12 protein-coding genes and 1 pseudogene are annotated in these 12,377 nt (G+C 39.4%); all 13 read left to right on the top strand.

Features of this window, described 5'->3' with window-relative positions; all coding sequences use genetic code 11:
- The first annotated feature begins 142 nt into the window (after nucleotides 1-142).
- Nucleotides 143-664, top strand: a complete 522-nt coding sequence (locus FKN93_RS16150) for a hypothetical protein (RefSeq protein WP_170905645.1) — start codon at nucleotides 143-145, stop codon at nucleotides 662-664.
- 1,089 nt (nucleotides 665-1,753) lie between these two features.
- Entirely contained in the window at nucleotides 1,754-2,167 is a 414-nt protein-coding gene (locus tag FKN93_RS16140; protein WP_170905648.1) for a lysozyme inhibitor LprI family protein, read from the top strand.
- Between the two features lie 281 nt (nucleotides 2,168-2,448).
- On the top strand, nucleotides 2,449-2,643 hold the full coding sequence (locus FKN93_RS18140; protein ID WP_154116429.1) for a YHYH domain-containing protein: 195 nt from the start codon (nucleotides 2,449-2,451) through the stop codon (nucleotides 2,641-2,643).
- Nucleotides 2,644-3,331: 688 nt separating this feature from the next.
- Complete coding sequence (locus tag FKN93_RS16125) at nucleotides 3,332-3,976, top strand: hypothetical protein (RefSeq protein ID WP_170905644.1); 645 nt, start codon at nucleotides 3,332-3,334, stop codon at nucleotides 3,974-3,976.
- A gap of 3 nt (nucleotides 3,977-3,979) precedes the next feature.
- A pseudogene (locus FKN93_RS18135) lies at nucleotides 3,980-4,045 on the top strand (DUF3265 domain-containing protein); the annotation flags it as partial.
- Nucleotides 4,046-5,115: 1,070 nt separating this feature from the next.
- Nucleotides 5,116-5,277, top strand: coding sequence for a DUF3265 domain-containing protein (locus tag FKN93_RS16115; RefSeq protein ID WP_346009395.1), 162 nt, complete (start codon nucleotides 5,116-5,118; stop codon nucleotides 5,275-5,277).
- Nucleotides 5,278-6,641: 1,364 nt separating this feature from the next.
- Nucleotides 6,642-7,127 (top strand): GNAT family N-acetyltransferase, encoded by a 486-nt coding sequence (locus FKN93_RS16110; protein ID WP_170905642.1) that lies wholly within the window; start codon nucleotides 6,642-6,644, stop codon nucleotides 7,125-7,127.
- Between the two features lie 188 nt (nucleotides 7,128-7,315).
- Nucleotides 7,316-7,603: a type II toxin-antitoxin system RelE/ParE family toxin gene (locus tag FKN93_RS16105; RefSeq protein WP_170905641.1), complete on the top strand. Its 288-nt coding sequence runs from the start codon at nucleotides 7,316-7,318 to the stop codon at nucleotides 7,601-7,603.
- A gap of 10 nt (nucleotides 7,604-7,613) precedes the next feature.
- Nucleotides 7,614-7,931, top strand: coding sequence for a HigA family addiction module antitoxin (locus FKN93_RS16100; protein WP_039438324.1), 318 nt, complete (start codon nucleotides 7,614-7,616; stop codon nucleotides 7,929-7,931).
- Between the two features lie 834 nt (nucleotides 7,932-8,765).
- Entirely contained in the window at nucleotides 8,766-9,296 is a 531-nt protein-coding gene (locus FKN93_RS16085; protein WP_170905640.1) for a hypothetical protein, read from the top strand.
- 135 nt (nucleotides 9,297-9,431) lie between these two features.
- Nucleotides 9,432-10,358 (top strand): PD-(D/E)XK nuclease superfamily protein, encoded by a 927-nt coding sequence (locus FKN93_RS16080; RefSeq protein WP_158147667.1) that lies wholly within the window; start codon nucleotides 9,432-9,434, stop codon nucleotides 10,356-10,358.
- A 166-nt stretch (nucleotides 10,359-10,524) separates the two neighbouring features.
- Complete coding sequence (locus tag FKN93_RS16075) at nucleotides 10,525-11,016, top strand: GNAT family N-acetyltransferase (RefSeq protein WP_249374208.1); 492 nt, start codon at nucleotides 10,525-10,527, stop codon at nucleotides 11,014-11,016.
- 538 nt (nucleotides 11,017-11,554) lie between these two features.
- The gene (locus tag FKN93_RS16065) at nucleotides 11,555-12,139 is read left to right on the top strand and encodes a DUF2971 domain-containing protein (protein WP_170905639.1); all 585 of its coding nucleotides are present in this window, start codon (nucleotides 11,555-11,557) and stop codon (nucleotides 12,137-12,139) included.
- The last annotated feature ends 238 nt before the right edge of the window (nucleotides 12,140-12,377 follow it).

Genomic DNA, 12,377 nt, shown 5'->3' with positions numbered 1-12,377 from the left:
GACCTAACAAACGATTCAAGACAGACTCGCAACGCAAAGCATTGTTATTATGCGTGTAGTTTGGTGATAAAGTCGTTATGCGGAAGGTTGGTAGTCGCGTTGTTCGCTGCTTAATCGGGCGTTAGGTAAATGAGGTTAGACGTTGATTATTATAGAGCTGTTAGTCCTTATAGCTTCAAGCGTTCTGGTTGGAATGTGGATAGCTAATCCAGATGGTAACTATGAAGCCATAATCGTTGGGTTAGGTTTAGTGCTTGTTGCACTCGAAGTTTACAGAAGGAATAAGCCTTCTGACCTCAAAGCACCGCCCAATACCAGAGATGTTGAATTGTTTGAGCGATATAAAGACAAAATGTTTACTTCTGGCTTGATTAACGTGCTTGAGCAACATGATTTCTTAGCTCCTCTACATATAACAACCTGGAACTCATTGTGCCAATTTGTGGAGAAAGGCAACGGAGTAGATTTTCAATTTTCAGATCAAGCACTTAACCACTCGTATTTACATGCTTACGATATAGCATCTGAGTTTGCTGGCTTAATTTCAAAATATACTGTCCCCATGAACCCTCCAATTAGTGATAGTATTTCCATTTATGGTGTTGGCTATAAAGAGAAGCCAATTAAGCCGCATGAAAAAAAAGCAAGCCACGGAAATAAATAAAGCAGGTAGAGCATTCGTTGAGGCTCAAAAAGACTTTGTAGTTTTGGGCAATCGTACGCTTTACTAAATTTACCTAACAAACATTTAAGAGTGATTCAGCACGCTTGGCATTTTTGGTTTGGGTTTGGTTCAGTGTTTACGGTGGTCAAATGAAGTGCCGTGGTCGCGTGCTTCACACCTTAATTGGGCGTTAGGTCACAACGGGATCACACGAATAATGTATGAAGATATCGAGTGAGTATGGAATAGCCAATAGGGTATAGAGGAAAGAAGGCAAAAAGGACGAATATTAGTCATTTCCATGATACCCTTGAGGCGCTTTCGTGCGCACCTTAATCGGGGCGCGATTGAAGCGTGACGCCCGCAAGACCTCAAGGTAGAGCGATGCCCAATACTTCGGCTTCGATTTTTGTCTTTTTCTTCAATTCTTTTTTGATAGTCAATAATGAACGAGAGACCATAGGCAACATTGGTCGTGACCTAACAAACGATTCAAGACAGACTCGCAACGCAAAGCATTGTTATTATGCGTGTAGTTTGGTGATAAAGTCGTTATGCGGAAGGTTGGTAGTCGCGTTGTTCGCTGCTTAATCGGGCGTTATGTTTAATCACGTAAAATCAGTGATTTATGTTCTTCTTTGTTCCCTTGGTTAATTGGTTTTGTGTTTGTCGGCAAGTTGGCTTCAGCGGGCGCTGTTTTCCGGACACTTATTCTTTGGCGCTGGAAATCCAGAGAATTGCCTCAATCAATTTTCGGGTAAGCGCGAGGTTAGGGCGGTTTGGCTCAATCAGTATTTTGAACACAGGTTTTGGGCTTAAATTACTGAAATTCACAGTCTGTTTTTCAAATCTATGAATCGTTTCAGTTTTTTAGGTCTTGGCTTTTGTTTGTGAATCAAAGCTGAGTTAATCTTGGTTTTGGTAAAACGTAAGTCATTGAAGCTTAAACATAACAAACGGTTCAAGAGGGACAGCCAACGCGTGGCATTTTCACTATGCGTTGGTTTTTGTGGTTACGGTGTTATGCGGAAGCTTGGTAATGGCGTTGGCTGCCCCTTAACCGGGCGTTATGTGCTTTCGGATAAAATAATGAAAAAGTGTCTATTAATTATTCTTGCTTGTTTTTCATCTGCTGTGATCGCTGGAAACGGACCTCTTGATTGTGATAATGCGATGAATACGCTTGAGATTAATCAGTGTGCGAGCATGGCTTTAGAATCAGCTGAAGTAGAGTTGGCAAAGTATCTTGCAGCAAGCTTTGAGCATAATTCGGATGATGTTGAGTTGATAGCTGCAATTAAATTAGCTCAAGGCGATTGGCAGGCTTATATGTCTTCTCATTGTAATTCGGTATACACCCAATGGCGCGATGGTACAATTCGAGGTGTTATGGCGATATCTTGCAAAACTCGGTTAACCAAGCAAAGAGCGCACGAATTATGGGAAAACTTCTTAACTTATATGGATAGCACACCTCCAGTTTTGCCGGAACCTAGTCTGTAGTAAATTTCAGCTACGCACATAACAAACGGTTAAAGAGGGATTCGCAACGCGCGGCATTTTTGTAATGCGTTGATTTTTGTGGTTACGGTGTTGTGCGGTGAGCTGGTCGTTGCGTTGCTCACCCCTTAACCGGGCGTTATATGAATTCCCAGCTCCTCACTTAAGTAGCTAAATCTAATACTGCATTCTCTTTTTGTTACAGGCTCAATGAGATGCATATCACTTTATGCAACGTTGGCTTCTATTACACTTGGCTTTTTGGTGTAATCAGAAAGGTGCCAATGAAATATACTTTTATCACGCTGCTATTCGTATTAGCCACAGGAAGTACGAATGCAGAGTCTACTCAGTATCTTAGCAACTTAGGGTTGTCTCACAGCGGTGGTACCGACAAATGTGGGTGCCATTACAACAAGAAAACCGGCGAGTATCATTGCCATACAAGAAAACAGCGTGGGGGTAGCTGTCCACCGTAGTAATTACGGGATGAGAATTACGTTTGTTGCCATCTAAAAAATTCATATAACAAGGCGTTAAAGAGGGACAGCCAACGCGTGGCATTTTTATAATGCGTTAGTTTTTGTGATTACAGTGTTATGCGGAAGCTTAGTAGTAGCGTTGGCTGCCCCTTAACGCAGCGTTATGCTTTATTGAACATCAGCAAAATCAATATAAATTTTAATGGGAAAACTCAGTCTGATTTAGAAGTTTTCCTATTCTAATTTATTGATATTATGAGTTTATTGTTCTTTTTTGTGGCGATTGAAAGTTGAACGATGCTTTTGTGTTTTTGTCGGGTTTTGCTCTGATAAATTGTGTACGAAAAAGGTTCGATTGTCGCTGAAAAGTCTCTTTCTTTATTATTGTTTTTTCCTTGATTCCGCAGGCTAATTCGCTTCAACTTATTTGGGATCTTATTTGCACCAATGATTGCTGAAAGTAGGCAAGTTTATCATTTTGAGTTAAAGTGGCTGCAACCGATAATCATTGTAAAAATTCAATGTAATCAATGAGTAATAAAGCATAACAAACACTTCAAGAGGGACTTCCAACGCGCAGCATTTTCATTATGCGTTGATTTCGGTGGTTTCGGTGTTGTGCAGAAACTTGGTAGTCGCGTTGTCAGCCCCTTAAGTGGGCGTTATAACCCAAAGGAGTTCTGTATTGTATTTTTATGATCTTTGTACGTGTAATATTCCAGATTCATATGGTTATGCATCTAGTAAAATTCTTTCGTATCATCTTATGGTCGAAGGTAATCTTCAGAGAATTGTTAGCGAAATGGATGGATTTGATAAAGAGCTTCTGAATTCTTTAAATATTAAATTTAACAAAAAGGAATCTGTAGCGAAGCTCAAACACAGACTGAGTTTTTATGGAAAGCTGAAAGTAGTCGAAAGTATCCTGAATAAGGAGAATCAGTGGGTTATCAGAGTATTTGAAAATCTCAACAATTTAAGAAATTTGATAGCCCACCACCGAGTTCATAGTGATGCAAGTCAGATTAAAGAAATTATAAGTTATTGTGAAGATATCATCAGTACCGTTAGTAATAATACCACGACTGATATACCACCAGACTTGAAAGGGAACAAATTGAGGTTCTCAGTTGTGGTTGCGGTTAGTCAAATGAAAGTTTCTTTTAAGCATATCAATTGGAAGACACAATCCATAGACTTGAATGGCTTTCAATTGGGTGATTACACAAACGACTCTTTAGAAGGGAGAATGATCGAGATCTTTGGCGAGGGTATTAAAGAACTTTTTCCTGTATTTCAACCTATTCAGTCCCAAGATGTTGTTGACTAAGGTTATAACAAACGCTTCAAGAGGGACAGCCAACGCGTGGCATTTTTACTATGCGTTGGTTTTTGTGGTTAAGGTGTTATGCGGAAAGTTGGTAGTAGCGTTGTCTGCCCCTTAAGCGGGCGTTATGTAACCGTAAAGAAAAAAGACCACAATGCATTGAAAAGTAGATATTTTTTATAATTGATCTAATTTCAATGTCGACTTTGTCTGAGCGGGTTTCATGCATGTTGATTTAACTTTCGGCTTCTTGTTCTTCAAGTTTTTACTCTGGCTTCAATGGTAAAGGGAGTTTGCGATAAGCTTGGTGGCAGTCACTTTTTTCTTTGAACTAGGGCTCGCAGTTTCGTCGTTGCCACGCAAATTCTACTGGGTTACTGCTAACTTTTCATGTAAGTTAAACCATATTTGGCAATGTTTTTCTTTGTAATGCTTTGAAATAGTTAGTAAAGTTACATAACAAAGCATTCAAGAGGGACAGCCAACGCTTGGCATTTTTGGTTTGGTTGGGCATTTGAGGTTACGGTTGGCTAATTTGAGTTCAGTGGTTTGCGTTGCCTGCCCCTTAATGCGGCGTTATGCTTTATTGAACCTCAGCAAAATCAATATATAAATTTTAATGGGAAAACTCAGTCTGATTTAGAAGTTTTCCTATTCTAATTGATTGATATTATGAGTTTATTGTTCTTTTTCGTGGCGATTGAAAGTTGAACGACGCTTCTGTTTTTTTCGGCCAACGTTGCCCTGATAAATTGTGTACGCAAAAGGTTCGATTTTTGCTGAAAGGTCTCTTTCTTTGGCGTTGCTGGCTCATTGATTCCACCGGCTATTTCGCTTCAGCATGTTTGGGAGATCATGAACATCTTACTTGCTGACAGTGTTTGGTTAGCGCAAGTTTATCGATGGTTGTGCGCTTTTTTCCGACTCTGCTCTGATCAATTGTGTCTGTAAAAGGTTCGATTGTTGCTGAAAGGTCTCTTCCTTTGGTGTTGTTGACCCCTTGATTCCACAGGCTAATTCGCTTCAACTTGTTTGGGATCTTATCTGCATCAATGATTGCTGAAAGTAGGCAAGTTTATCATTTTGAGTTAAAGTATTCGTAAGCAATAAATGTTGAAAAAGTTCAATTTAATCAATAAGTAATAAAGCATAACAAACGCTTCAAGAGGGACTTCCAACGCGCGGCATTTTTATTATGCGTTGATTTTTGTGGTTACGGTGTTATGCGGAAACTTGGTAGTAGCGTTGTCAGCCCCTTAATCGGGCGTTATGCTTTATTGAACCTCAGCAAAATCAATATATAAATTTTAATGGGAAAATTCAGTCTAATTTAGAAGTTTTCCTATTCTAATTTATTGATATTATGAGTTTATTGTTCTTTTTGGTGGCTATTGAAAGTTGAACGATGCTTGTACTTTTTAAGCCAACTCTGCTCTGATAAATTGTGTGTGCAAAAGGTTCGATTGTCGCTGAAAAGTCTCTTTCTTTAGTGTTGTTAGTTCATTGATTCCACAGGCCATTTCGCTTCAGCATGTTTGGGCTCTCATAGGCTTCTTGCTTGCTGAAAGTGTTTGGTTAGCGCAAGTTTATCGGCGAATATACGTTTTTGTCCGGCTCAGCTCTGATAGATTGTGTTAGTAAAAGGTTCAATTATCGCTGAAAGGTCTCTTCCTTTGGTGTTGTTGACCCATTGATTCCGCAGGCTAATTCGCTTCAACTTATTTGGGATCTTATTTGCACCAATGATTGCTGAAAGTAGGCAAGTTTATCATTTTGAGTTAAAGTGGCTGCAAGCGATAGTCATTGTAAAAATTCAATGTAATCAATGAGTAATAAAGCATAACAAACACTTCAAGAGGGACTTCCAACGCGCAGCATTTTCATTATGCGTTGATTTTGGTGGTTTCAGTGTTGTGCAGAAACTTGGTAGTCGCGTTGTCAGCCCCTTAAGTGGGCGTTATGCTTTATTGAGCCTCAGCAAAATCAATATATAAATTTTAATGGGAAACCCCAGTCTGATTTAGACGTTTTTGTATTCTAATTTATTGATATTATGAGTTTATTGTTCTTTTTGGTGGCGATTGAAAGTTGAACGATGCTTGTGTTTTGTCGGTCAACTCTGCTCTGATAAATTGTGTACGCAAAAGGTTCGATTGTTGCTGAAAGGTCTCTTTCTTTGGTGTTGCTGGCTCATTGATTCCGCGAGCTATTTCGCTTCAGCATGTTTGGGATCTCATGAACATCTTGCTTGCTGACAGTGTTTGGTTAGCGCAAGTTTATCGATGATTGTGCGCTTTTTTCCGGCTTTGCTCTGATAAATTGTGTGCGTAAAAGGTTCGATTGTTGCTGAAAGGTCTCTTTCTTTGGTGTTGCTGGTTCATTGATTCCGCAAGCTAATTCGCTTCAACTTGTTTGGGATCTTATCGACAACAATGATTGCTGAAAGTAGGCTGGTTTTTCATTTTGAGTTAAACTGCTGCGAACAAATGAATTTTGTAAAAGTTCAATGTAATCAATAGGTAATAAAGCATAACAAACGCTTCAAGAGGGACTTCCAACGCGCGGCATTTTTATTGTGCGTTGATTTTGGTGGTTTCAGTGTTATGCGGAAACTTGGTAGTAGCGTTGTCAGCCCCTTAAGCGGGCGTTATGTTTTTTCAGGAAAATTATGATCAGAGAAATTACGAAGTCAGATTTTGAATCATTCTGGCCAACATTTTTAGATGTAATCCAAGCTCAAGAAACTTACGCTTTTGAGCCTACAATGACTTTAGAACAAGCTTATTCAATTTGGTGTGAATTGCCTTTAAAAACGTTTGTTTTCATTGAAAATGATGTGGTTCTCGGAACTTACTACATCAAGCCAAATGCAACAGGACCGAGTAGTCACATATGCAATTGTGGTTACATGGTATCGAGTAAAGCAAGAGGTAAAGGTGTTGCTCGTAAAATGTGCGAGCATTCTCAGAAAATTGCAGTGGAGCTTGGTTTTGAAGCAATGCAATTTAATAGTGTCGTTTCGACAAATGAAGTTGCAGTAAACCTTTGGCAAAATTTAGGGTTTGAAGTAATAGGTCGCATTCCCAAAGCGTATAAACATGGTCGTTTAGGTTATGTTGATAGCTTGATCATGTATAAATGGCTACAAACATAACAAACGGTTCAAGAGGGACAACCAACGCGTGGCAGTTTCGCTTCGCTCAAGTATAGCCAAGCGCCGCTCACACCTTAATGCGGCGTTATGTACTTCTCTGAAATCCTTCCTGAAAATCAAACTTGTGCACAGTGTTATTATGCGTTACTCTTTGTGTATGGATGCACAATGAGACAGTGCAAGTTGTAATGGCATTAGAATTTAAAGATAAGTGGTTAGAGCAGTTTTATGAGGATGATAAACGACATCGTTTAATTCCAAACAGTATAGAAAACACTCTATTTCGAAAGCTGGAAATCTTAGATGCAGCTCAAGCTGAGTCGGACTTAAGAATTCCACCGGGTAATCGTTTTGAACATCTTGAAGGAAATCTTAAAGGTTGGTGTTCAATTCGAGTGAATAAACAATATCGTTTGATTTTTCAGTGGGTTGATGGTGTTGCACTAAATACTTACTTAGACCCACATAAGTATTGAGGTAACGACTATGCGTAAGACAAAACGTCGTCCAGTTAGCGTTGGTGAAATGTTGAAATTAGAGTTTCTTGAGCCAATGGGCATCACATCAAAAGCGCTCGCTGAAGCGATGGGTGTACACAGAAATACGGTGAGTAATTTGATTAATGGTGGAGTGTTAACGGCTCCGGTAGCAATCAAGTTAGCTGCTGCATTAGGAAATACACCAGAATTTTGGCTTAATATTCAACATGCTGTTGACCTTTGGGATACGAGAAATCGTTACCAAGAAGAGGCCAAATTTGTAAAGCCGCTGTTTGTTTCGCTGGAACAAAGCGCACGTACATAACAAAGCGTTAAAGAGGGACAGCCAACGCGTGGCATTTTTATTATGCGTTAGTTTTTGTGGTTACGGTGTTATGCGGAAAGTTGGTAGTAGCGTCGGCTGCCCCTTAACGCGGCGTTATGCTTTATTGAGCCTCAGCAAAATCAATATATAAATTTTAATGGGAAAACTTAGTCTGATTTAGAAGTTTTCTTATTCTAATTTATTGATATTATGAGTTTATTGTTCTTTTTGGTGGCGATTGAAAGTTGAACGATACTTGTGCTTTTTCGGTAACTTTGCCCTGATAAATTGTGCTCGCAAAAGGTTCGGTTTTTGCTGAAAGGTCTCTTTCTTTGGTGTTGTTTGCTCATTGATTCCACCGGCTATTTCGCTTCAACTTATTTGGGATCTCATGAACATCTTGCTTGCTGAAAGTGTTTGGTTAGCGCAAGTTTATCGATGTTTTTGCGCTTTTTTCCGGCTTTGCTCTGATAAATTGTGTGCGTAAAAGGTTCGATTGTCGCTGAACGGTCTCTTTCTTTGGCGTTGTTTGCTCGTTGATTCCGCAGGCTAATTCGCTTCAACTTGTTTGGGATCTTATCGGCAACAATGATTGCTGAAAGTAGGCTGGTTTGTCATTTTGAGTTAAACTGCTGCGAACAAATGAATTTTGTAAAAGTTCAATTTAATCAATGGGTAATAAAGCATAACAAACGCTTCAAGAGGGACTTCCAACGCGTGGCATTTTCATTATGCGTTGATTTTTGTGATTACGGTGTTATGCGGAAACTTGGTAGTAGCGTTGTCAGCCCCTTAAGCGGGCGTTATGTGCCACTAGAGTTTTGAGGCAATAAATTGAAGTATAAAGACTTGTCGAAAATTGCACTAGATCCATATAGCACTGAAAAGAGTATCGATTTACTCAAGCTGCGTGGAATTAGTGCGCCTGCTTCTGTGATTGAACAGTTTTACATTGATCATAATGCTAACAGTCGCTTTTTAGATCTCTACGGTGAGCTATCACTTCCTGATCTAAAGTGGGAACTAGTTGATTTTGATACAACGAAATTTTTGCAAATAGGTAGCAACGCTTCATATCCCGATTTCCTTGAGGAGGTATCTGAAGATGCATCGCATTTCCAAGAAGTTGGAGAGGCTGTAATTGATTGCCGAGAGGTCGTACTCAATCATTGGAAAAAGCATGGCACTTGGTTAACTCCACCGATATTTCTAGATGCAAACGTTCTTGGTGGTAAATCAGGTATACCTCATTTAGTTGAGGGGCATTCAAGGGTTGGGTGCCTGCTTGGTATCCAAAAATATAGAATCATTCCTTTAGCTGAGAGGCACAAAGTGTATTGGGGTTCTATTAGCAAAGGCACATAACAAAGCGTTCAAGAGGGATTCGCAACGCGTAGCATTTTCATTATGCATTGATTTTATTAGTTTTTAGTGTAATGCGGAAGGTTGGTCGTTGCGTTGCTCACCCCTTAACGCGGCGTTATATGCTAGTGAGGCAAAATGGATAGTTTGAACTCATTTCGTAATGTCACAGAAAGAGACATTGATCTCCTATTGGTTGAAGAGTTACAAGTATCACCTAGCTTTGCAAATTGGTTTGTTTACAAAGTTCTGGGAGAGGCTACCACTGTAAAGTCACTCGGAGTGTGGCATTCAGTTTCTGACGCTACTTTGGGGGAGTCAGATCTTATTTTTAAATTCCAATCTGACAATGGAGTTGTTGAAGCTCTTTTGATAGAAAATAAAATTGATGCAGACGCTCAACCTGAACAAGGTGAGAGATATCAGCTTCGAGGTCATAGAGGTAAAGAGCAAGGATATTGGGAAAATTTCAGAACATGCATATTAGCTCCTCTGGCCTATCTAGAAAGAAATATAGAGCCATATGACTGTGAAATTGCATATGAAGACATTATTGGCTACTTAAAGTCCAAGAATAGTGTACGTAGTGATTATCGTGCTAATGTCCTGACTTCTGCAGTTGAAAAGCAAAGAAGAGGATATGTTTCATGCGTTTCTATAGCGATGACAGAATATGCCAAAAAGTATTTAGAGTACGTTTCTGAATATCATCCAGAGCTTAGGCCAGAAAAAAGTAAACCAAGAGCGGAAGGGCATACTTGGATTAATTTTTACCCTTTTGGTGTAGAGAAAAAGATGCCGATTGTTCATCAAATTTATGGTGATGCGGTGAAAATTATGTTTTTGGCTCAAGCGGAAAGGTATGAAGAGTTATCACTCATCTTCAACGATTTCAATGCCCATCCATTAGTGGTCAGGCAATCTGGAAAGTCAGTTATTGTCGAGGTCAAAGTCCCAAGCATAGACCCTATCCTTGAAACGTTCGAAGCTTCATTTCCAGCAGTCCAAGCGGCTATCAAGGTTGCGCTGGATTTGTATGCTTATTGTGTTGAAAAACGCATATAACAAACGCCTCAAGAGGGACTGTCAACGCGTGGAGTTTCCAGTCCCATTGAGCCGCGGTGGTTGCAGTTGTTGTTTTGAGTTTAGTGGAATGCGTTGTCAGCCCCTTAGGCGGGCGTTATGTAACAAGGAAGGTTCAGTGGAAAAAATATTTTCAGATCGTTTAGTGATGGCTCCGATATCAGAAGATGATTGGTCTCTATTTCATACACTTCATACCGATCCAAATGTTATTTCACTTTGCTTTGATGAACCGACTTTGCTGGAAATTCAGTCTAAATTTCGTTCTAGGCTTGAACCATGGACACCAGATTCTAGTCATTGGTACTGTTTGGTTGTTTCGGAATTAGAAACGGGTATCAAAGTGGGTATAACGGGTTATTGCATCCAGAATGGAACTGCTGAAGTTGGTTTTATGTTTTTACCTAGTTTCCACGGTCGAGGTTATGGAACCGAATCGTTACGAGCTTTAGTCGAATACTCCCGAAAACAGTTTTGCCTAAACAGTTTTTCCGCTGTGGTTACTGAAGGTAATGTGGGTTCGGAAAAAGTGCTAATAAAAAGTGGATTCACATTACATAGTGTTATTCCTGATGCTTATGGAATTGGTGGTCAAATGTATGCTGATCACATATACATAATGGAAAATATTGTTACATAACAAACGGTTCAAGAGGGACAGCCAACGCGTGGCATTTTTATTATGCGTTGGTTTTTGTGATTACGGTGTTATGCGGAAGCTTGGTAGTGGCGTTGTCTGCCCCTTAACCGGGCGTTAGGTCACAACGGGATCACACGAATAATGTATGAAGATATCGAGTGAGTATGGAATAGCCAATAGGGTATAGAGGAAAGAAGGCAAAAAGGACGAATATTAGTCATTTCCATGATACCCTTGAGGCGCTTTCGTGCGCACCTTAATCGGGGCGCGATTGAAGCGTGACGCCCGCAAGACCTCAAGGTAGAGCGATGCCCAATACTTCGGCTTCGATTTTTGTCTTTTTCTTCAATTCTTTTTTGATAGTCAATAATGAACGAGAGACCATAGGCAACATTGGTCGTGACCTAACAAACGATTCAAGACAGACTCGCAACGCAAAGCATTGTTATTATGCGTGTAGTTTGGTGATAAAGTCGTTATGCGGAAGGTTGGTAGTCGCGTTGTTCGCTGCTTAATCGGGCGTTAGGTTGGAGAACATATGTTGCTATATAAATATCGTTCGATAGATAATTTATGGAATTCATTAGATATTATTTTTAATCAACGAGTTTGGTGCTCTAAGTGGGGAGATTTAAATGATCCTTTAGAAGGTCGTTACCACTCTGATTTTGGCTCTAGCTTTGATGAAAAAATTAATGCTAGTCGTGATCAATGGCGAATTTGTGCTTTATCAAGCTCAATAAATAATTTCTTATTATGGTCACACTATGCTGCTGGTCATAAAGGAATCGCTATAGAAATTGATATTCCGAAGGAAACTCCCGACTTGTCAAAGGTCATATATAGCCCATTCTCCCCAATTTTTACTGACATTTCAGAAAGTATGAAAGATCAGAAGGATTTATTTGAAATAAAGACCGAAGAATGGAGTTATGAAGAGGAGTATAGACTTTTATGTAAATCGCCATTCTACAAGCTTCCAAATCCTATAAAACGTATATATTTAGGTCATAATATACAGCCTGATAAGACTATGATTATCAAAAAAATTCTACCTTCGGATATTGAGGTTATTCAAATGAGACTAGATACTTATCAAGGTAAGGTTGTTACTAAAACCTAACAAGGCGTTAAAGAGGGATTCGCAACGCGCGGAATTTTCGTTATGCATTGATTTTATTAGTTTTTAGTGCAATGCGGTGAGTTGGTAGTTGCGTTGCTCACCCCTTAACGCGGCGTTAACTGGCAATAAAATTACCCATCTTTTTTCGTTGGATTTTAAGTTATTGATTTATATTAATAATAAATCGAGTGAAAAATAAAAGGTTATTTTGAGAAATTTGATGTAATTACTTTTATTA

This window comes from Vibrio sp. A8-1 (genome assembly GCF_013048685.1).
Lineage (GTDB): Bacteria > Pseudomonadota > Gammaproteobacteria > Enterobacterales > Vibrionaceae > Vibrio > Vibrio metschnikovii.
Note: the sequence above shows the minus strand (reverse complement) of the source record. Positions and strands in the feature narration are given on the sequence as shown.

Bases quoted from the DNA above. Each gene is read 5' to 3' on its own strand.
- FKN93_RS16105 (WP_170905641.1), top strand. From the start codon at position 7,316: ATGGCATTAGAATTTAAAGATAAGTGGTTAGAGCAGTTTTATGAGGAT.
- FKN93_RS16075 (WP_249374208.1), top strand. From the start codon at position 10,525: ATGGCTCCGATATCAGAAGATGATTGGTCTCTATTTCATACACTTCAT.
- FKN93_RS16140 (WP_170905648.1), top strand. From the start codon at position 1,754: ATGAAAAAGTGTCTATTAATTATTCTTGCTTGTTTTTCATCTGCTGTG.
- FKN93_RS16065 (WP_170905639.1), top strand. From the start codon at position 11,555: ATGTTGCTATATAAATATCGTTCGATAGATAATTTATGGAATTCATTA.
- FKN93_RS16110 (WP_170905642.1), top strand. From the start codon at position 6,642: ATGATCAGAGAAATTACGAAGTCAGATTTTGAATCATTCTGGCCAACA.
- FKN93_RS16080 (WP_158147667.1), top strand. From the start codon at position 9,432: ATGGATAGTTTGAACTCATTTCGTAATGTCACAGAAAGAGACATTGAT.
- FKN93_RS18140 (WP_154116429.1), top strand. From the start codon at position 2,449: ATGAAATATACTTTTATCACGCTGCTATTCGTATTAGCCACAGGAAGT.
- FKN93_RS16100 (WP_039438324.1), top strand. From the start codon at position 7,614: ATGCGTAAGACAAAACGTCGTCCAGTTAGCGTTGGTGAAATGTTGAAA.